21 protein-coding genes and 4 pseudogenes are annotated in these 21,829 nt (G+C 69.0%); 13 read left to right on the forward strand and 12 right to left on the reverse strand.

Features of this window, described 5'->3' with window-relative positions; all coding sequences use genetic code 11:
* Positions 1-4: 4 nt before the first annotated feature.
* A complete protein-coding gene (locus ACIGO6_RS37920) occupies positions 5-508 on the reverse strand; it encodes an NUDIX hydrolase (protein WP_399884686.1) in 504 nt (167 codons plus the stop codon).
* A 161-nt stretch (positions 509-669) separates the two neighbouring features.
* Between ACIGO6_RS37920 and ACIGO6_RS37925 the strand changes: the two are divergent.
* Positions 670-1,276, forward strand: a pseudogene (locus ACIGO6_RS37925) (IS701 family transposase); the annotation flags it as partial.
* Here the strand turns inward: ACIGO6_RS37925 and ACIGO6_RS37930 are convergent.
* On the reverse strand, positions 1,271-2,185 hold the full coding sequence (locus ACIGO6_RS37930) for an NmrA/HSCARG family protein (protein WP_399884688.1): 915 nt from the start codon (positions 2,183-2,185) through the stop codon (positions 1,271-1,273). The pseudogene ACIGO6_RS37925 and the gene ACIGO6_RS37930 sit on opposite strands and share 6 nt — an antisense overlap.
* Positions 2,186-2,285: 100 nt before the next feature.
* Between ACIGO6_RS37930 and ACIGO6_RS37935 the strand changes: the two genes are divergently transcribed.
* The 5 genes from ACIGO6_RS37935 (at position 2,286) to ACIGO6_RS37955 (ending at position 7,793) form a co-directional block, all read left to right on the forward strand.
* Positions 2,286-2,870: a TetR/AcrR family transcriptional regulator gene (locus ACIGO6_RS37935; RefSeq protein WP_399884690.1), complete on the forward strand. Its 585-nt coding sequence runs from the start codon at positions 2,286-2,288 to the stop codon at positions 2,868-2,870.
* A gap of 121 nt (positions 2,871-2,991) precedes the next feature.
* Positions 2,992-3,600: a hypothetical protein gene (locus tag ACIGO6_RS37940; protein ID WP_399884692.1), complete on the forward strand. Its 609-nt coding sequence runs from the start codon at positions 2,992-2,994 to the stop codon at positions 3,598-3,600.
* Between the two features lie 403 nt (positions 3,601-4,003).
* Positions 4,004-5,656, forward strand: coding sequence for an MFS transporter (locus ACIGO6_RS37945; RefSeq protein ID WP_399884694.1), 1,653 nt, complete (start codon positions 4,004-4,006; stop codon positions 5,654-5,656).
* Between the two features lie 356 nt (positions 5,657-6,012).
* Positions 6,013-7,320 (forward strand): IS256 family transposase, encoded by a 1,308-nt coding sequence (locus tag ACIGO6_RS37950; protein WP_399884723.1) that lies wholly within the window; start codon positions 6,013-6,015, stop codon positions 7,318-7,320.
* Entirely contained in the window at positions 7,317-7,793 is a 477-nt protein-coding gene (locus tag ACIGO6_RS37955) for a GNAT family N-acetyltransferase (RefSeq protein WP_399884696.1), read from the forward strand. The genes ACIGO6_RS37950 and ACIGO6_RS37955 overlap by 4 nt, the downstream gene beginning before the upstream one ends.
* A gap of 12 nt (positions 7,794-7,805) precedes the next feature.
* On the opposite strand, the pseudogene ACIGO6_RS37960 reads toward ACIGO6_RS37955, so the two are convergent.
* From ACIGO6_RS37960 to ACIGO6_RS37980, 5 genes and pseudogenes are all read right to left on the reverse strand, one after another.
* A pseudogene (locus tag ACIGO6_RS37960) lies at positions 7,806-7,938 on the reverse strand (VOC family protein); the annotation flags it as partial.
* 739 nt (positions 7,939-8,677) lie between these two features.
* On the reverse strand, positions 8,678-9,169 hold the full coding sequence (locus tag ACIGO6_RS37965; RefSeq protein WP_399884698.1) for a hypothetical protein: 492 nt from the start codon (positions 9,167-9,169) through the stop codon (positions 8,678-8,680).
* Positions 9,170-9,173: 4 nt separating this feature from the next.
* Positions 9,174-9,335 (reverse strand): hypothetical protein, encoded by a 162-nt coding sequence (locus tag ACIGO6_RS37970; protein ID WP_399884700.1) that lies wholly within the window; start codon positions 9,333-9,335, stop codon positions 9,174-9,176.
* A gap of 292 nt (positions 9,336-9,627) precedes the next feature.
* Entirely contained in the window at positions 9,628-10,197 is a 570-nt protein-coding gene (locus ACIGO6_RS37975; RefSeq protein ID WP_399884701.1) for a hypothetical protein, read from the reverse strand.
* A gap of 27 nt (positions 10,198-10,224) precedes the next feature.
* Positions 10,225-10,827: a hypothetical protein gene (locus ACIGO6_RS37980; RefSeq protein ID WP_399884729.1), complete on the reverse strand. Its 603-nt coding sequence runs from the start codon at positions 10,825-10,827 to the stop codon at positions 10,225-10,227.
* Between ACIGO6_RS37980 and ACIGO6_RS37985 the strand changes: the two genes are divergently transcribed.
* A complete protein-coding gene (locus ACIGO6_RS37985) occupies positions 10,744-11,064 on the forward strand; it encodes a DUF6193 family natural product biosynthesis protein (protein WP_399884725.1) in 321 nt (106 codons plus the stop codon). The two genes, ACIGO6_RS37980 and ACIGO6_RS37985, sit on opposite strands and share 84 nt — an antisense overlap.
* Before the next feature lie 467 nt (positions 11,065-11,531).
* Here the strand turns inward: ACIGO6_RS37985 and ACIGO6_RS37990 are convergent, their stop codons facing one another.
* Positions 11,532-12,227, reverse strand: a complete 696-nt coding sequence (locus ACIGO6_RS37990) for a TetR/AcrR family transcriptional regulator (protein ID WP_399884703.1) — start codon at positions 12,225-12,227, stop codon at positions 11,532-11,534.
* Positions 12,228-12,325: 98 nt separating this feature from the next.
* Between ACIGO6_RS37990 and ACIGO6_RS37995 the strand changes: the two genes are divergently transcribed.
* From ACIGO6_RS37995 to ACIGO6_RS38020, 6 genes and pseudogenes are all read left to right on the forward strand, one after another.
* On the forward strand, positions 12,326-12,841 hold the full coding sequence (locus tag ACIGO6_RS37995) for an alcohol dehydrogenase catalytic domain-containing protein (protein WP_399884705.1): 516 nt from the start codon (positions 12,326-12,328) through the stop codon (positions 12,839-12,841).
* Entirely contained in the window at positions 12,808-13,260 is a 453-nt protein-coding gene (locus ACIGO6_RS38000) for a zinc-binding dehydrogenase (protein ID WP_399884707.1), read from the forward strand. Before ACIGO6_RS37995 ends, ACIGO6_RS38000 begins: the two co-directional genes overlap by 34 nt.
* 47 nt (positions 13,261-13,307) lie before the next feature.
* On the forward strand, positions 13,308-13,988 hold the full coding sequence (locus ACIGO6_RS38005; protein ID WP_399884709.1) for an SDR family NAD(P)-dependent oxidoreductase: 681 nt from the start codon (positions 13,308-13,310) through the stop codon (positions 13,986-13,988).
* A gap of 95 nt (positions 13,989-14,083) precedes the next feature.
* Positions 14,084-14,455, forward strand: coding sequence for a DoxX family protein (locus ACIGO6_RS38010; RefSeq protein ID WP_399884711.1), 372 nt, complete (start codon positions 14,084-14,086; stop codon positions 14,453-14,455).
* A gap of 146 nt (positions 14,456-14,601) precedes the next feature.
* Positions 14,602-15,186 (forward strand): annotated as a pseudogene (locus ACIGO6_RS38015) (NAD(P)-dependent oxidoreductase); the annotation flags it as partial.
* Between the two features lie 148 nt (positions 15,187-15,334).
* A complete protein-coding gene (locus ACIGO6_RS38020) occupies positions 15,335-15,736 on the forward strand; it encodes an LLM class flavin-dependent oxidoreductase (protein ID WP_399884727.1) in 402 nt (133 codons plus the stop codon).
* Positions 15,737-17,351: 1,615 nt separating this feature from the next.
* On the opposite strand, the gene ACIGO6_RS38025 is transcribed toward ACIGO6_RS38020, so the two are convergent.
* The 4 genes and pseudogenes from ACIGO6_RS38025 to ACIGO6_RS38040 form a co-directional block, all read right to left on the reverse strand.
* Positions 17,352-18,098: an SAM-dependent methyltransferase gene (locus ACIGO6_RS38025; protein ID WP_399884713.1), complete on the reverse strand. Its 747-nt coding sequence runs from the start codon at positions 18,096-18,098 to the stop codon at positions 17,352-17,354.
* Between the two features lie 17 nt (positions 18,099-18,115).
* A complete protein-coding gene (gene rsgA / locus ACIGO6_RS38030; RefSeq protein WP_399884715.1) occupies positions 18,116-19,171 on the reverse strand; it encodes a ribosome small subunit-dependent GTPase A in 1,056 nt (351 codons plus the stop codon).
* 313 nt (positions 19,172-19,484) lie between these two features.
* Positions 19,485-19,706, reverse strand: a pseudogene (locus ACIGO6_RS38035) (transposase); the annotation flags it as partial.
* 98 nt (positions 19,707-19,804) lie between these two features.
* A complete protein-coding gene (locus ACIGO6_RS38040) occupies positions 19,805-20,293 on the reverse strand; it encodes a hypothetical protein (RefSeq protein WP_399884717.1) in 489 nt (162 codons plus the stop codon).
* Positions 20,294-21,829 lie beyond the last annotated feature (1,536 nt).

The raw sequence follows: 21,829 nt of genomic DNA on the forward strand, positions 1-21,829 counted from the left end.
GGCGTCACCAGCGAGCGACAAGTGTCTCCTCCCCACCCCTGTTGCGGTACAGCCAGGTGGTCCCCGGCGCGATGGCCCCGGTCAGATAGCCGACTAGGGGCTCCCGCTGCGTTGCACTGTCCAGTTCGCCGAGCAGCTTCAGAGCGTCGGGCAGGGGAAAGAAGGCGGCTTGTTCGATGTCGTCGTCCTGCGGCGTGAGGTCCCCTGCCCACTCGTCGATCTCGAAGGCGGCGGCCAATGCCGAGGGATGCTGCTCGGAGTCGATGTGCATGAGGAACGCGGTCCGCACCGGGTCGCCCACCAGCAGCCCGCTCTCCTCCTGCAGCTCGCGCCGGAGAGCTTCGTGCAGGAGCTCGCCGTCCTCGACCCCGCCGCCGGGCAGCGACCAGAGCATCTCGCCGCCGGTTCCGAGACTCTCTCGTACGAGGAGGATCTCGTCGTCTCGGCGGATGATGCCGATGACCAGCTGCACCCGGGGTCTGGGGGCCTTCACCTCTTCTGCTGTCATGCCGCAGACCGTATGTGATGGCCGGTTCGTCAGTGGCCGGGGCCGCCGCAGAGAAGGGTGCGAACACCGTTGATCATCGTGAGTTGTGTGGACTGACGAAGAGACGGTGGCCGCAGGCCACAGCATGGATCGGTCGGTGGCGGGCGGCCTTCGAGGTGGCCATGGGACGGATCGCGGGCCGGTTCGCCCGGGTCGAACCACGGCTGCGAGCCGGCCGACTGGTGCTGGGCCTGCTGTCGGACCTGCCGCTAAGAAATTGCTGGACCATCGCGGAATGGGCCCGGGGAGACCAGCCCGCACGGCATGCAACATCTGCTGTGCCGAGCCGTCGGGGATGCCGACAGCGTCCGTGATGACGTCCGCGAATACGTCGTCGAACACCTCGATGACGACGCCGCGGTCCTGGTTGTCGACGAGACCGGTGACGTGAAGAACGGCAGCCACACGGTCGAGGTCCAGCGCCAGTACGCTGGAGCGGCTGAACGGATCGAGGATTCCCAGGTCGCGGTCCATCTCGTCCACGCCGGGATGCGCGGGCACGCGGCGGTGGACCGGGAGCTGTAGATCCCGCGCTCCTGGACGTGCGATCCGGAGCGCTGCCGGGCAGCCGGCCTCGGTCAGGACACCGTTGTCGCGACCAAGCCGGACCTGGCCCGCACGATGATCGAACGGTTCCTGGACGCCGGACACCACGTCGGCTGAGTCACCGGTGGCGAGGCCTACGGCGGCAACCCGAAACTCCGTAACAGCGCCGGATACGCCCTAGCCGGACACGGGTGTCAGCTGCTCGTCCGCCCACTCGGCGAAGGTGGTGACCGGGATGCCCAGCTCCCGGGCAAACTCGGGCCGGGCGGGCTGGAGGACCACGTTGTTCCACTCGTGTCCGGCTCCCCACGTCGGCATGCCCGCGTCGAGGGCCTCTTCCAGGCTCATGGAGGGTGCGGTCACGGGCACGCCCCAGGCAGCGGACAGGCTCTGCGCGATCTGCTCCATCGTGCGCAGGTCACCGGCCAGTTCCAGTTCCACCTGGTGGAACCGGTCAGGGTCTCGAAGGGCGTGCGCCGCAGCCGTGCCGATGTCCCGCACGGCCACCAGGGCCAGTTCGGTCTCCGGCTTCAGTACCGTCAGCAGTCCGCCGCGCGGCCCCTTGGGTGCCAGCAGGGGCAGGTTCTCCATGAAGAAGGCAGGCTTGATCACCGTCCAGCGGGCAAAGCCCGCACCCCGCACCGCCTCCATGATCGCCTGCTTGGTGTGGAAGTAGTCCGCCATCGCCGCCCAGCGGCCCTCGGCCCAGCCGGCGACCCGGGTGTGCTCACCGACTCCACTGGTCGAGGACTGCACGAACTGCCGTACTCCCTCAGCCTTCGCCGCGTCCACCAGGTTCGTGGCTTGGGCGAGCTCACCCGCGAAGTCCACGCTGGTCTCGGTCATGGGCGGCACCTGCACCGAGTACACCGCGCGGACTCCCTCGACCGCTGGGCCGAGGGAGTCCCGGTCGGAGAGATCCGCCCGCATCAGCTCGGCGCCCATCGCCTCGATCGCTTGGGCGGACTTCGACCGCGGATCGCGTACGAGTGCACGAACGGGCACCCCGGCGGCCAGGAGTGCGCGGGCCGTGGCCCCGCCTTGCTGGCCGGTGGCTCCGGTGACCAGGACTGTATCGCTGTCGATGGGCATGGTTCTGCTCCTCACGGACCGGAGAAAGAAAACGGCGGGGCCCGCCGTTTTGCCTGCCGCTAAGATATGGCGGGGCCCGCCGTTTAGCAAGGAGGAGATCATGACCGGTCAGCGCTCGGACGCCCGACGCAACTACCAGCGCATCCTCGCCGTCGCCGAAGCCGAGGTCGCCGCGCACGGCGCCGAGGCATCCCAGGAGCAGATCGCCCGCACCGCAGGCGTCGGTTCGGCGACCGTGCGCCGTCACTTCCCCACCCGCCGTGCCCTGCTCGAAGCCGTCTTTCAGGAGCGCATCGAGGGCCTGTGCGAGCGCGCCCACCGGCTGAGTGCGACCGAGGACGGCCGCACTGCCCTCCTGGAGTGGCTCCACGCCCTCGTCCTCTACGCCGTCTCAGCCCGCGGATTCGCCAACACCCTCAGCTACGAGCCTCCCGCCGAGGAATCCTCCCCGCACTCCTGTGGCAACAGAATCGCAGCGGCCGGAACTCCCCTGCTCGAGCGGGCCATTCGCGACAAGGCGGTTGCACCGCACGTCACCTTTCACGACCTGTTGACCCTCGCCGTCGGCATCGCCCTGGCCACCGAGCACCACAAGGACCCCGAGACGCAGGCCGACCGCCTCTTCCGCCTCGCTGTGGAAGGGCTCAGCCCTGAGCACGGCATCGCTGGGGTATCCGGAAACTAGGGATCTTCGGTACTGGTGACAGAAAGTCTGCCGAACGGGCGGTTGTGACAAGTGGATGCCTAATCGGTGACGTCCAACGTGCCTCGACCGGTCCTCTCCGCCAGCTCATCCGGCGTCGCCGGTGACAACTCCTGAGCTTCGGCTCAGTATCCGGCGGGTCGCCGTACAGCGCTCTGGCGGCGGCCCGTTCCCATACCCACACCTCGAAGCCGAGGCCGCCGATGACCACGCCCTGGCCGCCCCGGCGCACCGCCCGCCGTCCGCTCCCCCGCGCGTCGCCGCTCCCCGCGAGCCGGTCGACCCCGCCCGCATCGGCCGCCGTGTCGTACGCCGCCGGGCCAAGGGCATGGACGCCGGGCGCCATCGCGGCGGCCTCGAGGACGCACGCTTCGACGCGCGGCAGGCCTCCCGGCACGAGGTCCTGGCCGACGACGTCCGCGGCCGGGCGGAGCTCGCGGAGTGGGAGCGCATCGACCAGCTGCTCGCCAACGCGCCGGGCACCGTTTACGACCCGGAGACCGACGGCTTCGTCCACGCCGAGCTCGCCGCCGAAGCCGCGGCCGCCGCCCGCCGAGCCGAGCAGCGCGAAGCCGCCCGGGCCGACGAGCTCCAGGCGCTGCGCGAGCTCGGCACCCTGGACCAGGCCGAGTCGGCCGAAGGCGACGAATCTGTCCGGGACGAACTCACCCGGCGAGCCGGCTGGTACGTCCAGGCCGACGTCGACGGCTGACTCGCCCACGCCCTGACCGCGCACCTCGGGCGCGCGGTCGGTCGTCTCCCCGCACCGGGGGCACCACTCCCCGGCGGGACTCCGACCGTCGATCATGCCGCCTCCAGCGGTGCCCCTCGGCCTCTTGCCCCGGACGGGACGCTCGCACCGGTCGCGGGACGCGGTGCGGCAGCTCACCGAAGGCAAAATTTCCGCTCAATTGCAACTCCATCCCGGAGGTGAAATTCTTTGAAACGCATATCCAGCTGAGGCACAAAATGATTCGGGCCGCAAATCCGGCGGAGGCATACACCCCCGTTCGATCGCAAGATCCTTGACGGAATTCATAAGCTTGACACCCTTGTGAGATCTGCTTACAGTCCCCGTCGTTCGAGTTTCTGCCGATCGATATCCGAAGGTATTCATGACCGCGCCTCCCACGCTGCCCAAGTCCAGGCAGCGGTCGATCCTTGCCGTTCTCATGGTGTGTTCGCTGCTGATTTGGCTCGACAACACCGTCCTCAGCATTACCCTCGAAACCCTCGCCGACCCGGTCCAAGGGCTGGGCGCCAGCCCGGCCGAGCTGCAGTGGGCCACGGGCGCCTACACCCTGATCTTCGCCACCTTGATGCTCACCGCCGGCGCACTGGGCGACAGCTTCGGCCACCGGAATGTGCTCGCGGTCGGCCTGGTGGTCTTCGCCGGCGCCTCGATCGGGGCGGCGTACGCCGGCGACGCGGGCCAGCTGATCGCCGCCCGGGCCGCGATGGGCGTCGGTGCCGCACTGATCATGCCCGCCAACTTCGCCATCCTGCTGTGGACCTTCACCGGCCCCGGGCGGGCGACCGCCATCGCCATTTCCTCGACGTCCACCGGTGTCGGAATGGCGGCGGGCCCGGTGCTGGCGGGAGTGCTGCTCGACCATTTCTGGTGGGGTTCGGTCTTCCTCGTCAACGTCCCCATCGTCGTGCTGGCACTGGCCGGGATCGTCCTGCTGGTTCCCAACTTCCGCAGTGCTGCGGTGCGGCCGCTGAACCCCGCCGGGATGCTGCTGTCCATCGGCGGACTCGCGGCGCTGACCTACGGCCTGATCCGGGCGGGGCAGGTGGGCGCCTGGAGCCGTCCGGACGTCTGGGCACCGCTCGCGGCCGGGCTCGTCCTGCTGGCCGCTTTCGTGCTCGTCGAAGCGAGGACCAGGGAACCGAGCTTCGATCCCCGGATGCTCGCCCAGCGGATGTTCGGCGCCGGCAACGCGTCCATGGCGCTGCTGTTCTTCTGTGTGGCCGCCGTCACTTTCTACAACGCCTTCTACATGCAGGGCGCATTGGGCTACTCGCCGATGAAGGCCGGCTTGGCCAACGTTCCGACCGCCCTCGGCGCGGTCGTGGGGGCGCCCCTGGGCGCACGGCTGGTCGCCCGGTGGTCGCTGCGCCCCGTCGCGGTGCCGGCGCTCACTGTGGCCGCGTTCAGCTTCGGCGCGGTCGGCTTCCTCGAGCTCGACACTCCTCTCGTCTGGATCGAGATCCTGCTGCTGGCGCAGGGCCTGTCCGTCGGCATGGTGATGGCCCCCGTGACCGGGGCACTGATCAGCAGCCTGTCACTGGAACGGTCCGGTGCCGGATCCGCCGTCACCAACACGGCGCGGCAGGTCGGCAGTGTCATCGGCATCGCGGTGGGCGGCACGATCATGTCGATCGCCTATCGGAGCGCGATCGAACCCTCCCTGAACGAGGTCCCGGAGGCCTACCGGGACAGCGCCGGGATCTCCGCGGAACAGGCTCGGCATGTCGCCGCCACCCTCGACCGGCCCACTCTCGCGCAGGCTGCCGATCACGCGTTCATTCACGCCATGCACGTCGGCGCGGTCTGGATCATGGTCATCGCCCTCTTCGCCGCGGCCGTGCTGGTGATCGCCCTTTCCGCTGTCGGAAAGAAGACCGGGGAGAAGAAGGGTCCAGCCCCGCAACCGGACCATGAAGAGGATTGCGGCCCCGAGCCTCGCTCCACCATTATCGGTCAGGGAACGTTTGACCGTACGGCTCGATATCGAAGGAGCCCTGTTGTCGGCGATCAATGATCCCGCGGAGCGTGCGGTTGCGTCGGAGCAGGATCATGTGTCCTTCTTGTACAAGGTGCTCGCGGAGCGGACTTCCGAGGCGCGAGAACAGCGGGCCAGTGCGCTGAAGGCCCCGCCGGAAAGCCCCGACGAGGCATACGAGAGAGAAATCGCCACGGAGCGTTCGACCAAGGAAATCAGCCGGCTGGAGGGCGCCGAAAGGGGGCTGGTCTTCGGGCGCAATCGACTGGACGGACGGCATGGCCCTGCGCATCGGGTGGATCGGACTGCACACGGAGGAGGACGACCTGCCGCTGCTCGTCGACTGGCGCGCGAACGCGGCCCGGCCCTTCTACGAGGCGACCCCGGTCCACCCCATGAACCTGCGGCGCCGCCGCCACCTGCGCCTGGAGGAGCGCACGGTCGTCTCGGTGAGCGACGAGATCCTGGGCGGGTCCGTCACCGCCAACGGATCCTCCTTGATCGACGAGATAGTCCGGGAGGGTGCAAGAAGGATGCTGGCCGCCGCGCTGGAGGCCGAAGTGAACGCTTGTACAGCCGAGTTCGCGGACCAACGGGACGATGTCCGCCGGTGGCTCGTGGTCCGTAACGGCTACCACCAGCCCAGCAAGGTCACCACCGCGGCCGGAGTGGTCGAGGTGACGGCCCCGCGGGTGAACGACAAGCACGCCGACGAGGCCACGGGCGAGCGCGAGCGGTTCTCCTCGGCCATCCTGCCGCCGTGGTGCCGCACATCCCCGAAGATCAGCGAGGTACTTCCGCTGCTCTACCTGCACGGCCTGTCCTCCGGCGATTTCGTCCCGGCCCTGGAGCAGTTCCTCGGCAGCTCGGCCGGGCTCTCGCCCGCCACCGTCACCCGGATGACAAAGCAGTGGCAGGCCGACCACGCCGCGTTCATGGACCGCGACCTCGCGGAGGTCGACTACGTGTACGTGTGGGCCGACGACCTCCACCTCAACGTCCGCCTGGAGGAGGCCAAAGCCTGCGTCCTGGTGGTGATCGGGGTGCGCGCCGACGGCTCCAAGGAGCTGGTGGCGCTCCAGGACGGCTACCGCGAGTCCGGCGAGTCCTGGGCCGACCTGATGCGCGACTGCGCCCGCCGGGGCATGCGCGCCCCCGTCCTGGCGGACGGCGCCCTGGGTTTCTGGAAGGCTCTGGCCGAGGTGTTCCCCGAAACCCGCGAGCAGAGGTGCTGGGTGCACAAGACCGCAAATGTGCTCGACTCCCTGCCGACGTCCGCGCAGCCCGGCGCGAAGAAGGCCATCCAGGACATCTGCAACGCCGAGGACCGCGACCACGCCGAGGCGGCGGTCAAGACGTTCGCCGAGCTCTACGGAGCGAATTTTCCCAAGGCCGTCAAGAAGATCACCGACGACGACCAGGAGCGGCTACTGGCCTTCTACGACTATCCGGCCGAGCACTGGATTCACCTGCGCACCACGAACCCCATCGAGTCCACCTTCTCCACCGTCCTGCTGCGGACCAAGGTCACCCGCGGCGCCGGCTCCCGCACCGCCGCCCTGGCCATGGTCTTCAAGCTCGTCGAGTCCGCCCAGCAGCGGTGGCGGGCCGTGAACGCACCCCGCCTCGTCGCCCTCGTCCGCGCCGGAGCGCGCTTCGAAGGCGGCCGGCTGATCGAACGGCCCCAGGAGCGGGCGGCATGACGGCTATCGGCCTGCGGCCGGCCACCTCTGCGGACAGCGAGTACTGCTTCCAGCTGCACAAGGCCGCCATGGGCGCCTACATCACGGCCATCTGGGGCTGGGACGAACAGGCCCAACGCGACTTCCACGCCCGTGTATTCGCTCCGGACCGATGGCAGATCATCACCGTCGACGGCACGGACGCCGGCATGCTGCACGTCGAGCACCGGCCCACCGAGACCTACCTGGCGCGGATCGAGCTCCACCCCGACCACCAGGGACGCGGCATCGGCGGTCAGCTCATCCGCGGCCTCCTGCACCAGGCCAGCCAGCAGGGCCGGGACCTCACCTTGGACGTCCTCGTCGTCAACCAGCGGGCCCAGGCCCTCTACCGGCGACTGGGCCTGCACGAAGTCAATCGTCACGGCGAGAACAACATCAAGATCAGGATGTCCACCAAGCCGCCTCAGCCTGGACCGATCCACAGATCTTGACAATGACTCTGGTGAGAACGTTTCGTCCGCATCGGCGACAAACACGCGCAGCAGGCTCGGCATGGTGGGCCAGTGCGTGTCGGTCGAAGGCCAACACGACGGTGTCGCCAATTCGGATCTCAGCGTGACCGATCAAACCATCGTCCTTTCGCTGGTGTTGGTTCCTCCCGACTGCTCGCGCTGACCTTGCCAGACCCGCCACTGACCCTGGGCCCGTCAGTCTGAGTTGGAAAACGCTCAGTGGAGCAGGGCACGGTTGTTGGCGCATGTCCCGCTGTTCGCCGGGTGTCGCTGGCAGCGACAATGCCCTGGGACTCGCCGAATAGATCGGCGAAAATCAGGTTATGAGGGGAAGCTGGAGTGGAGACCGAGAGTAACTGTGTCGATCGTTTCAGTGAGCGATGTCGACCAGTGGGCGGAGGTCACAGGGCAGGCTCTGGTGCCAACAACCCTCATCCGGTGTGTACCTTTCTGACCATGCCGGGCACCCATGTCCCGCAGTTCTTGCACATAGGGAATCCATGCGAGACGGATGGGCAGGACGTCCAGCAACTGCCGCCGAGGCCAGACGGATGCTTGCCCCGCCACGACACCCTTCGGCAACAACGGTTCTGACGCCGCCCACTGCTCGTCCGCGAGATCTCCCCGACCCATAACCCGAGATCATTCACAGTCCAAGATCCACTTCCGATACACGGCCTTAGCACCCGGGGCGTGTGCCGGGTGCCTGCCGAGCACCGCGGGCACATCGACCAGGTACTCAATGAGCCCGGAAAGAGGCCGGGGAGCTGGTACGCGCCTGACGTACTGCCTCCGGCATCGGCAGCCGGTGAGGGCCCCGTGGGACGGGGTGCCCTCACCGGCTGCCACGGGTCGCGACGGCCTCAGCCGCCCTGGCGCCACAGCCGAAAAGCGGGGCAGACGTCCGGGTCGTCGTCCGCGTAGAGGTAGGTGCGCCCGTTGCCCTGGGCGATCGACAGGGAGTCGAGGGTGTCCCCGTTCAGGAAGCGCTCCGGCGCGGTGAAGGAGAGGGACACGTGCGCGAACTCGGTGGCCGAGGTGCCACCCTGCACCACGGACCAGATGCCGGACCCGTCGAAGGTCTCGCCGAGTTCACTCTGGTACCAGTCACCGGTCGGCCAGTCGTGCACGGTGACCGTGCCGCTGCCCGGCTTGTTCTTGGACGCCTTCAGCGTGAGCGTCACGCCCTCCGCGTCGCCCTCGCCCCGGTAGGTGCCGATGAGTTGCCCCAAGGTCGCGCCGACCGCCTGCTTGCCCATGCAGCCCTCGACGGCGGTGGGCGCCGACGAACAGCCCGGCAAGCAGGTCAGCAGTGCCAGCACGGCGGCCGCCGCCGGCAGACGTACTCGGGTCACCGGCTCACTTCTCCTTCGCCGGAATGCGCTCGGTCCAGATGACCTTCTGGTCCACGAACGAGAAGACGCCCTCCTCGCGGTTGTTCTTCTCCAGCCAGTCGTAGTAGCCGATGTAGTGCAGGAACGACTCGTTGCTGGTGTTGTTCTTCAGGGTGTACTCGACCACCTGCGAGCCGTCGGGGTCCTGGCCCTTGACCGTGTAGTTCAGGTTGTACGAGCCGGTGGACGCCTCGCCCAGGTGGTCTTCGTCGCCGGTGACGATCGCCGATCATCCTCCAGGCGTACGGCGCCGCCGCCCCTTCCCAGTAGCCCTTGTCGCGCAGCGGAGTGAGCGCTTCGTCGTGCATGCGCTTGCCGAGTCCCTTGATGTCCCGGTGGATGCTCTCCCCGCGGTCCGCCAGGCCGTCCAGCGCCGTCAGGTCCACGGCCAGCCAGGGAGAGGTAGAAGGTCTCCGCCATCAGTAGTCCTCCAGCGCCGAGCGGAGCGGCACCTGGCCGACGGTCTGCCCCACAGCCATGTCCGCCCGGGTGTAGGTACCGTCGCTGAGGCGCAGGCTCTCGGCGATGTGCGCGAGCCATGCCGTGACCGTGCCGGCCTGCCGCTCCCACTGCCGATGGGCGAGCCGGACCGCCCGCGCCGACTCCAGCCCCTCCAGCGCGCCCACCGCCTTCAGCGCGGGTTCCTCCAGCGACGCGGCCGCCGGCTTATAGAAGTGGTCGTAGATGTCGTCGATCCGGCCGGCGGCCTTCTTGAGCACACCCGGTGCGATCTTCAGGTCGACCGGCCGTCCGCCAGAGGGCGGCGGCGGCCGGAGGAGGCCGGGAGGGTCCGGGCTCAGCTGCGGCCGGTCCAGCGGGTCGGCGGTGCTGTCCGCGGGCGGCGCGGTGCAGTGGCCCTCCCAACCGGGAAGGACCTTGTGCCGCTCGATCTCGTCCGGGGACAGCGGAAGCTTCGCCTCGTCCGGCTCCGGAAGCCGGTCGTCCCCTGTGGCCCTGCCGTCGCTGCCCGCGGCTTTGCCTTCGCTCATGGGTGATCCCCCGTTCGGTGTCACCTCTCACGCAATCATGGTGATGGCCGGATGATCACACCGCCCCACCTCTCCGCGGTCGCGCACAGGCCGAAAGACCCGCCGGGGCCCAGCTGGGGCTGTGGCCACAGGCTGCCAGTGGCGCCGAGCGGCCTCACAGACAGTCGCAGCCTGGGGCGTAGAGCAGCAGGAACAGGGCCGCCATGGCGGCCCCGGTGAAGCAGGCATCAGGGCGGCGGCCTTCCAGTCGGGCTCGCCCGTTGCCCAGCCGAGCACGGCGGTGACGACCTTCTCCCGGGAGATGGTCCACGTCTGGTGGTGCTCGGCCGGAGCTCCCTCTCGGTACTCCAGCTGGAAGCGTTCGACTATCACCACGTCGTCGCGCTGCGGGTTGGCCAACGCCGCGCTGATCTTCTTCGTTTCCAGCCGTTCCCCATCCTGGGTAGTAATGCCGCGTCCGTCATGCACGCTGGTGACGTGAACAGGGATGCAGCGCGCGACGCGATCGTTGAACCAGGCTGGCAGGCGGTACGAGATGACGGGCGTGTGCGGGTAGAACTGCTGGAGGCGGCCTACGCCGAGCCGCGCCTGCGGCAGCTGTTCCCCTGGACCGGGATGGGTGAGCTCCACTTCAGCCGGTGCACCGACTGGCGGTGGACCTGGGATATCCCCTACATCCAGCCCGCCGCCGGGGGCACCTACTGGGTTTCCGGTCCCCCGCGAAGCCAGACAGTCGGTCCTGCAGCGACGGCGGAGGAGGCCATCGCCATGGTGGTCCGGCGTCTTCCAGCGGGGTGCGGCCCTGCATTGCTGGGCACCCCGGAAGAGCTCGCAGCTCAGGAATCGGCACCACGGCCAAGATCGTGAGTCAGGGCGTCTGGCGGAATGCGTCCGCCTCGTGCCGCGTCCCCGACCGAGGAAGGCATCCCGGATTTGCTGGGCTTCCTGCGGGCGGCCGGAAGTACGCGGTGGCGGTGTAGGCACGGACGGTGGCGCGGTGCCTGCGCGAGCTGGGCGGCGCGGTGCTCATCAAGTGCTGCGGCGGGGGCCTGGGGGCTGGTCTCCTGGTGGTGGAGGTGGTCGGTGATGTCGGGTTCGAGGACGGCGCGCAGTCGCTGGGCGGAGGCATCGCTCAGTGCGAGCTGGTCGAGCAGCCAGTCGGCCGCCTCCCTGGCTGAGGGGACGTCGGCGGCCAGGCTTGGAGAGCGTGCCAGTCCTCGGCCAGCTGGCGCGGGGCCGGGGATGCTCCAGGCGGTCGAGGAGGGCTGTGACGTTCGGGCCGGTGACGGCCACGCCCTTGTCCGCTTTGGTGATCACGGCAGCGTCGCTCCTGGCTAAGAGGCGGGGTGCGGCTGCCGCCCGAGCTGGATCATGGCGCGGTACAGGGCGGTGGGCGAGGGAGCCTCGGGCAGCGGAGGCAGGGGGGTGCCGGGGGCGGCGAAGGAGCGGATCATGTGGGCAACCAGGCGCTGCCAGGCGTTCGGGGCGGCGTCGCCGGCGGCGCTGACGACGCCGGCGTTGGCCATGAGCAGGATGACCATGTCGCGGTCGTCGAAGTCTTCGCGCAGGTGGCCGGTGGCCTGGGCGCGCTCGATGAGGGTTGCGGAGGCTTGGTACGCCTCGGTGCGGCGTTTTTCGAGGGCTTTGGCGGCGGGGAAGGTCATGGTCAGGACGTCGGCGAAGCCGCGGTCGGCGGCTTGCATGGCGCAGGAGTCGTGGATGTACGTGGTGAAGCCGTGCCAGGGGTCGGGGTCGGCGAGGGCTTTGGTGACGGCGGCGGTGTAGGCGTCCATGCGGTCGGCGAAGACGGCGTTGACCAGCTCTTCGCGGGTGGCGAAACGGCGGGAGAGGGTGGCTTTGCCGACGCCGGCCTCGCGGGCGACGGCGGCCATGGACACGCCGAGTCCTTCGCGGGCGTAGAGGCGGCGTGCGGCGGCCAGGATGCGGTCGCGGTTGCGTTCGGCATCTGCCCGCAGCCCCTTGTCGGGCGCGTGGCCTGCGGTTTCGTCGGGAGCTGCGGCATCGGTCATGACCCCATCCTAACCAAGTGGAACAGGTGGCCCACTTTCGTTGTTACGCTGCACAACGGAAACGGGAAGCCCGTTCCACTTATTTGGAGGTTGTTGTCATGCGTGCACTGACCGTGAACGAGGTCCCGGGCGCTCCGGCCGTCGCCGACGTGGAGAGGCCGCGTGCGGAGGCGGGCGAGGTGCTGGTGAAGGTGGCGGCGTCGTCGGTCAACGGGTTCGACGCCGCGACCGCCGCCGGCTACCTGCAGGACATGATGGAGCACCGGTTCCCGCTGGTGGTCGGCAAGGACTTCGCCGGCACGGTCGAGGCCGTCGGCGAGGGCGCGGAGGGCTTCGCGGCCGGGGACGCGGTCTTCGGCGTGGTGATGAAGCCGTTCCTGGGCACCGGATCGCTCGCCGAGTACGTCACCGTGCCCGCCGGGTACGGCATCGCCCGCGTCCCCGACGGCCTGGACCTCAAGGACGCCGGGGCGCTGGGCCTGGCCGGCACCGCCGCCTTCGACAGCCTGAACGCAGCGGACGTCACCAGGGCGAGACGGTTCTGGTATCCGGCGCCACGGGCGGGGTCGGCGCGCTCGCCGTGCAGCTCGCCGCGGCCTCGGGCGTCCGCGTGATCGCCACCGCCCGCCCCGGCGCCGAGGCCGACTTCGTCACCTCGCTGACCGACGGCGACGTCCAGGTCGTGGACTTCACCGGCGACCTCGCCGCGCAGGTCCGCGCGCTCGCCCCCGAGGGCGTCGACGCGGTCGTCCACCTGGCCGGTGACGGCGTGCAGCTCACCGCCCTGCTCAAGAAGGGCGGCCGGATCGCCTCCACGGTCAACCTGACCCAGGAAGCCGTCACCCAGGACGTGACCGTCCACGGGGTCATGGCCGACACGAACGCCCAGACCCTGACCGTGCTGGCCGAGAAGGCCGCCTCCGGCTCGCTGCGAGTCCCGGTCACCGCCACCTACCCGCTGGAGCAGGCAGCCGACGCGTTCGCCGCCTTCGGCGCCGGCGCCCTCGGCAAGATCGCCGTCACCTGCTCCTGACCCACCCCGCCCCCGCTCACGCGCATCACGGAAAGCAGCAACTGATCATGTCCACCATCGCCATCATCGGCGCCGGCCCCGGCATGGGCCTGGCCATCGCCCGCACCTTCGGCGCCCACGGCTTCGACGTCGCGCTGATCTCCCGTTCCCAGGACAAGCTCGACGCCCTGGCCAAGCAGCTCGGCGACGAAGGCATCACCGCCGAAGGCTTCGCCGCCGACGTCATGGACCGCCCCTCGCTGACCGCCGCCCTTCAGGCCGTCACGGCCCGCTTCGGCAGCATCGACGTCCTGGAGTACTCCCCGGCCTCGCACACCCCGACCCCCGGCTTCACCATGGCCGCGCCGTCGGAGACGACGGTGGAGGACTTGCAGCCGCAGATCGAGTACAACCTCTACGGCGCCCTTGAAGCCGCCCGCGCCGTGCTGCCCGCGATGCGCGAAGCCGGCGCCGGGACGCTGCTGTTCACCACCGGCGGCGGCTCCGTCGACCCGATCCCGATGCTCGGCAACGTCAACGCCGCCGCCGCGGCCCTGCGCAACTGGGTCATCAACCTCAACAAGGAACTGACCGGCAGCGGCGTGTACGCGGGCCACGTCGCGATCGGCGTGTGGATCGGCGACAGCGGCCCCGAAGGCATCCCGACCGCCACGCCGGAGCAGATCGCCCCCCTGTACTGGGAACTGCACGAGGCCCGCGACCGCGCCGAGGCCGTCTTCACCGGCTGACCACAGCCGCTCCGGGCGGGGCCGCCTCCCCCGGCGTTCCCGCCCGGTACCACTTCTCCCGCCCTCCTTTCCGCATCCCGCAAGGACCTCATGCTGTGAACGTCTTCCTGTGGATCGTGCAGGCCGTGCTCGCGCTCATGTTCGCGTCGGCCGGTGTCATGAAGTCCACCCAGCCAAAGGACAAGCTCGCCGAGAAACTCGGATGGCCCGGTGACTACTCGGCCGGCACCGTCCGCTTCATCGGCGTCGTCGAGTTCGCCGCCGCGCTCGGGCTGATCCTGCCCGCGGCCACCGGCATCGCCCCCGTACTGACGCCGCTGGCCGCGACCGGCCTGGCCATGGTCATGGCCCTGGCCATGACCGTCCACGCCCGCCGCAAGGAGACCCCGGCGATCGGCTTCAACGCCGTCGTGCTGATCCTGGCCGCTGTCATCGCCTGGGGCCGCTTCGGCCCCTACGCCTTCTGATCCACTCACCATCGGCTGACACCGTGCCGACAGCCGCGGGGAGGGGGGAGGGGCCGCTCTTCGGCTTCCTTCCTCCCCTCCACCTCCCCCCTGCCGTCGCATGGGCACCACCGCGTGCAGCCACACCCCCACAGCAAGGAACGCTGATGAACGTCACCGTCCTCGGCGCCACCGGCGGCATCGGCCGCCACGTCATCCAGCAGCTCCTGGACGACGGCCACCGCGTCACCGCCCTCGTGCGCAGCCCCGAGAAACTCTCCCTGACCCATCCGCAGCTCACCGTCACGGTCGGCCCGCTCTCCGACCGCGCGGCGCTCACCGGCGCTGTCTGGCGCCGACGCGGGCATCAGCGCACTCGGTCCTTCACTCAAGCGGTCCGCGACCGGCACCCAGCTCGCCGACGGCACCCGCACCTCGTCGAGGTGATGCACGAGCAGAAGGTGTCACGGTTCGTCGGTCTGGCCGCTCCGTCCCTGGCCGACCCGCGCGACAAGCCGCACTGGAAGCACAAGGTCCTGCCCGTCATGGCGAAACTGGCCTTCCCCAACGCCCTGCGCGAGCTGACAGGCATGACCGAAGCCGTCACCGGTTCCGACCTCGGCTACACCATCGCCCGCATCACCAACCCCACGGACAAACCGGCCACCAGCCGTATCCGCTCAGGATTCCTCGGCCACGACCCTGTGGGCGCCGCGATCAGCCGCCAGGACATCGCCGCTTTCCTGGTCTCCCAGCTCACCGACACCCGCTACCGACGGGCCATGCCCGCCAACAGCAACTGGACCCGCCAAGGAACACCACTCCTTCGGCAACACCCCCCGACAGCCCGACGGACGGCCCGGCCCCACCGCCCAGGCCGTCCGCGACGTCCTGGAGGCCATCCAACTCGCCGACCAGGTCGGGCTGGACTACTTCGGGATCGGCGAACACCACCAGCGGGCCGCGCCCCTGTCCTCGCCCACCGCCCTCGTCAACGCCGCCGTCTCCTCCACCAGCCGCATCAAACTCAGCACCGCCGTCAGCGTCCTGTCGACCGACGACCCCATCCGGGTCTTCCAGCAGCTCGCCACCGCCGCCGCCATCGCCCCCGGCCGCATCGAGACGGTCGCCGGCCGCGGCTCCTCCACCATCACCTTCCCGCTCGTCCGGGCGCCGCGCTCCGTCTCAACGGTGCCGCCGCCATCCGCCTACTGCCCCTGGACTCCGCGCAGGCCGCGGCCTACCTTCGCCGCGACACGGGCGGCCCGCACACCCCCGGCGCCGCCCGATGGAACGCGGTGATCGACCAATTGGGCACTGCCAGTCCGGTCAGCCAGGCGCTCGGTACCCCTCTGGGCCTCTTCCTGGCCCGCACCATCTACAACCCCCGCCCCGGCACGGACGCCCACCACACCGCGCCGCACCCGGACGAACTCTGCGACACCGCGGCGTTCCCCGACCGTGCCGCCGTCGACCAGCACCTCTTCCACGCCTTCATCCCCGCCGCCTACACCCCGCACGGCCCGCGCCCACCTCGCTGGAGCCCCGAGCAGGCCCACCGCGCCTTCACCTTTTTTGCCCGCTTCCAGGAAAGCCACTGTCACGGCAGCCCCGACCTGGCTTGGTGGGAACTGAGGCGGGCCGTCCCATCAGCCCATCCGATACCTCATCGGCGGACTCGTCTTCGGCCTCATGGGTGCGTTCGCGGGCGCGGTGGGGGAATGGAGTACGGTCAAAGCACTGGCCGTGGTCACGGGCGGGACCGCAGGCGCGACCACGGGCAGGCGCATCTACGGTCCTGCCGGCGCTGTCCCGCTCGGACTCATTGGCGTGACCGTCGGGGTCTCGTGCTGATACTCGCAACAACGCTGACGTGGTTCCTCAGCTACCTGATCGGCGTCTATTCGTGGGATCACTTGGACAGCGCGACCGGCCTTCTCACCGGCATCATGCTGGGGTGCCTGATGTCCCATCCGGTCAGACGTCCCGGTCCACCGCGCGCCGGAACGCGGCAGCTGCGCGACGCGCTTACGGGCGGGCTCTGGGCACTCGGGCTTTTTCTGACTTTGACCGTAATCTGGTTCCTGGTCGATTACGGCCTCGTGAGCGTACTCGTGGGCGGACTGGCAGGCGGGCTGGCAGGCGAAATCACGGGCCGACGTGTCCGCCGACAAGCGGGCGGACTGACGCCCGGATCCCTGGGCGGCATGACGAGTGTCTTGCTGCTGAATTCCTACAGCACAACATTTGCGCTGTCCCACACCGCTCAGAGCGTCACTACGTACCTGATCCCGCTGGTGGGCGCACTCGCGGGAGGAGCACTGGCCGCCGGCATGCGCGGACCTACGCCGAGAATTCCTGATGTGACCTCCAACATCGGGCCGACAAGGCTCTTCAACTCGGACCGGCGCGCCATCCTCGTGCTCAGCGCTGTCTTCGCACCGGTGACTGGAATAGTCTTCGGGCTCATATTCGGAACCGAATTCGGAGGGGAATTCGGGTTCCCAGTCGAACAAGGATGGGTCGATCTCTCGGTCAGGATCAAGGTTGGATTCGTGGTAGCCGCTGAAGTCGCATTCATGCTCGGAACGGCGGCGGCCTGGCCCCACTTCCTGGTGGCGCAAACGTATCTGGCGGTGCGCCGCCAGGTACCACCGGATTTGATGGCCTTCCTGCAGGATGCCCACGAGTACCGTGGCATCCTGCGGCAGGTCGGGCCCGTCTACCAGTTCAGGCACATTGACCTGCAACGTCACCTCGCTCAACAACACTGACCCCGGTCCGGAAGAAGGTCAGGGCATGCGCGGAGGCGGAGGGTGTCGGCTCGCCCTTGCCGTCGGCTTGATCGCCGTGGTGATGAAGTGTCCCCAGTGGGGCCCGGACGGTTCGACGTCCGGGCCCACTCGGAACGGGAGTGTCAGCGCTTCATGAGAGCGAAGACGCCCCAGCTGAGGTACTCACGCCCGTAACGGGCGTAGTGGGCGGGCTCGGTGGTGAGTTCTTCCCGTACTTCGGGGGCGAGTTCGTCGTCCGGGTTCTCATCGAGCCAGCGGCGCATGCTGAGCCACTGGGCTGCGGCGTAGCGATCCCAGCTGTTCTGATCGGCCAGCATCATTTCCACGACGTCGTACCCGAGTTCCTGGAACTGCTCGATCAGAGCGGGGAGGAGCAGGAAGTCGGCGATGGAGGTGGCGTGGCATGCCTTGGCGGTCTCCTCGTCCGGAGGGGTCTGCCGCCAGAAGGGTTCGCCGATCAGCATCATTCCTCCCGGGCGGAGGCTGCGCTGGAGCAGCTCGGTCGTTCCGGCGACGCCGTTGCCGATCCAGGTGGCGCCCACGCAGGCGGCCAGATCGACCGGCTGGTCGGCGACATGGCCGGCGGCGTCACCGTGGACGAACTCGACCCGGTCGGCGACGCCGAGTTCGGCGGCGCGGGCCTGGGCCTGCTCGGTGAAGAGCGTGCTGATGTCGACCCCGGTGCCCCTGAAGCCCAGGTCGCGGGCCCAGGTGCACAGCATCTCGCCCGAGCCGCTGGCCAGGTCGAGCACCCGGGTCCCAGCGGGGAGGCGGAGGGATTCGCCCAGGATGGCGAACTTGTCCGCGGTCAGCGGGTTGTGGATGCGGTGTCCGCTCTCGCGGATGGTGAAGATGCGGGGAAGGTCCATGACCAGATTCCTTTCCGTCATGCCTTGAAGTGGGGGGACTGCTTGAGGGCGCGCACCTGGCGCGAGATCTGCTTCATCGGCCGTTCCCGCTCGGCGCGCAACCGCGCGTCGCTGCGGGAGGCGGCATAGGTGTTCTCGCGCTGCAGCCGGTGGTAACTGTCGAGACGCCGCCGGGTGAGACGGCCGTCCTCGACAGCGGCCAGCACCGCGCAGCCCGGCTCGGTGGTGTGCGCGCAGTCCCCGAAACGGCAGTCCCGTGCCAGCCCGGTGATCTCTGCGAAGGTGTGCTCCAGGCCGTCGTCGGCCTCGTGCAGGCCGACGCCGCGCAAGCCCGGGGTGTCCAGCAGGACTCCGCCGTGGGGCAGCGGCACCAGTTCGCGCCAGGCGGTGGTGTGCCGGCCCTTGCCGTCGCTGCCGCGTACCGCACCGGTGGCCAGGAGGTCCTCGCCCAGCAGGCGGTTACCGAGGGTGGACTTGCCCGCGCCCGAGGGCCCGAGCAGGACGACCGTGCCCGACAGGACGGCAGTCAGGACGTCCAGGCCCTCGCCGGTGGTGGCGCTGGTGACCAGCACTTCCACGCCCGGGGCCGCCTCGGCCACCTCGGACGCCGCCGAGGCGGGGTCGGTGGACCGGTCGGCCTTGGTGAGCACCACCACGGGCGTGGCACCGCTCTCCCAGGCCAGGGCGAGCATCCGCTCGATCCGCCCGAGCTTGAGCTGATCGGCGACGGAGACGGCCACCGCCACGGTGTCGACGTTCGCGGCCAGTACCTGGGCCTGAGAGGTGCGCGAGGAGGTGGAACGGACCACGGCGGTCCGGCGCTCCAACACCCCCACCACGGTGGCGGAGGTCGCCGGGCCGGCCGGACGGACGGCCACCCAGTCGCCGGTGCACGGCGTCAGCCGGGCACCGGTACCCGAGGAGGGAAGGACCATCGCGCGGACAGGACCGGTCTCGGCGACGGCGTCGCACAGACCGCGCTCGGCCCGCACGACACGGCCCGGCACCAGTCCCTCGTCCCTCGACGGACCGAAGGACCGCTCACGCTCCGTGTCCCAGCCGTAGTCGACCAAGGTCAGGACGCGCGAAGGATGGGAGAGAGCAGATGGATGTGAATGGTGTTGGTGAAACAATTGAAGAGACCCTTGAGAGGGGGTCTCGCCGGACGTCAGACGTGCCGGAACCACTCCCGCAGAGGGGAGGCTGGCAGAGGAAAGGTCAGGCAGAGACCCGAGAGATGCGAACGAGTCGGGCACCGCACACAGCGGTGGTCACCACGACCGTCATCGCGCATCTCCTCCGATCTCCAAGAGTGGCCTGATCGCCACTTCCACAGAAACCGTAGCATCTTCTGTGAACCTCTACGTCGACCCGGGCACCCTCAGTCCAGTCCCGCAGTCGGCGCCAGGCCGTCACGCCGGAACAGCCCACAGTCTCCGCCGGGACGTCCCGCCAGGCGACACCGGTCCGCAGCACGAACAAGACGCCGGCGAGTGCTGTTCGGTCAGGAACACGCAACCGCCCGGGGCCGGTGGCGCCGCTCGGGAGCGGGCGGCAGCAACGGGGCCACCCGCTCCCACACTCGTCAGGAACAAGATCAGCACGCACCCAGACACCTTGCCGACCGAGATCGTCGAGTACAAGACCCGCGGCATCTCATCGCGACTTGCACGCAGAGTCTGGCGTCAGTTCGCCAGATCGAGCGCTCAGCCTGAGGCGCCCTCCAGCGGAAGGTGGTCTCGGAAGTACTCCGACTCCAACCACTCCTCCTTCACGAACAGCGGGCGGGTCAGACGCGCTGCCCCGACCTGCTGCGAGCGCAGAAGAACCCCGATATCAGTCAGGGAAAGCGAGTCATCAGGCGTGTAGAGCAGACAGTTCCCATGCTCCGCAGCGTGGTCCAGCAGGAACTGCTGGCCCTGCTCCGGATCGCTTCCCGCCAGCGGGAAGCCAGACAGGAAGACCTGCGGACCGGTGACCGCATCCAGCGCAACACAGGCGAGCTTGCCCGCGTCGCAGAACGCTTTCACCCCATCCGGGAAGTCCTCCTGCGCATACGGACCGCCAGCCCGTTCCTGCGGTCCAGGGACCAAAAGCGCCTGGGCGACCTCGGCTGGAGACATCCCGAACTGCAACGGACCCACACCGGCTCCCGACCGCAGCTCCCAGCACTCCCGCTCCGCATCCACGCCCATCCATCCACTCCTACGTTCCGACCGGTCTTAACTCGTCAAGCCGGGCGGCTGTGAGGCACCCAGGCCAAGGCCGCGTCTGCCGGGGACGCCGCCGGCGAGACCGTGAACAACTGAGCGACCTCGCCATGCCGGTTCCTCATCCTCACAGACACGGGGCACCACCACCGACTACGGGCCAGACCCAAAAAGAAGACACTCCAGTCCTGACCGCAGACGCTTGCGCTGCGCCGAGGGCAGCAGCCTGGAACAACTCGCGGCTGCAGTGGTTCCCAGCCCTGGGATTCGGCGTTCCGCTGTTCCTGATGTAAACGGTATGCATACCACCGCTGCTCGTGTCAGACTGCGCCGGCCGTTGGCCATGATCGGCCCGGTCCTCGAAGGAGAAACGGGGAGTTGTGCGCAGAGTTGGCCTGACGGCGGCGAGTGTCGTCGTTCTGGGGTTGTCGATCACCAGTTGCGGTGGGGGCGGGAGCGACGGCGGCACGGAGGCCACCACGGCAAAGCCTGCGAAGAGGGATGCCTCGGCTACCGCTTCCCCGGCCGGGCAACAGAGCGAGGCCGCCGGCAAGTCACAGAAGCAGGTAGAAGACGACGTCCGGTTCGCTACGCAGCCGCACGGCGATCTGTTCCTCCTGGACCGCCCGGAAGGCAACTGCGCCGTGCATGCCATCGTGCCGACCCTGAAGGCCCCCGGCAGCACGGTCATGGAGGACGTCGTCAGGCGCCTGCAGTCGCGCGGCTGGTCACCCGACGGTCCCCTCAAGCTGATTTCCGACAACGATACTGACGGGAGCATGGCCTACGTCACCTCTGGCAAGGTGCGAGTGCTTCTGGGAGCGTCCCCCATACCTTCTGAGGTCAAAGAGGCATACGCCCCGAATCAGGGAGCGATCACCATCGGTGCCGACTGGCCCTGCGGCCCCGTGACTGCCCCACCACCCAGCCCTACCGCCAAGCCCCGCCCCGGCACCTAGAAGGCTGATTGAACCGTTAAAGTGCACGTCAGATCCATACCTCAAGGTGTCTGTCCTGGTGCGGTCGCGGGCGGCGTACTCGATGGATGGCTGAGGTCGAGATCGACGACACCATCGCGGTTACGCTGCAGGCTCTGGCCGACGCGGCGGGGCTGCCGCTGGACGGCTACCTCGCGCAGGTGGCCGAGGAGAAGCGGCGCGAGCGCGCGCTGGCGGAAGGCGCGGACGTCTTCCGGCGGGTCACCAGCAACCCGGAGACAGTTGCCGCCTCCGACGCGAAAATACGGTGGCCCAGCCCCGGCGCAGCGCACCTCCGCGGGCGGCCTGATCCGTGCCTGCCGAGTTCCACGTCGACTACCGGTGGTTCCTGGAACGGCGGGAAAAGTTCCTCCCGGCGACGTCGAGGTCAACGACTTCTCTGTCCTCGCCGGTATGGCGAGCCGCCACAAGGTAGATCCGCCCCGCTACGACCAGCACCGCCCTGACGCGTTCTGGCGTGCCGCGGTGATGCTGGAGGAGTGTTGCATACTGCTGCGCCCGCCAACGTCCTGCAGCCCAAGGT

The sequence above is a fragment of the Streptomyces sp. NPDC053750 genome, assembly GCF_044544295.1.
In the GTDB taxonomy this organism is placed as follows: Bacteria; Actinomycetota; Actinomycetes; order Streptomycetales; family Streptomycetaceae; genus Streptomyces.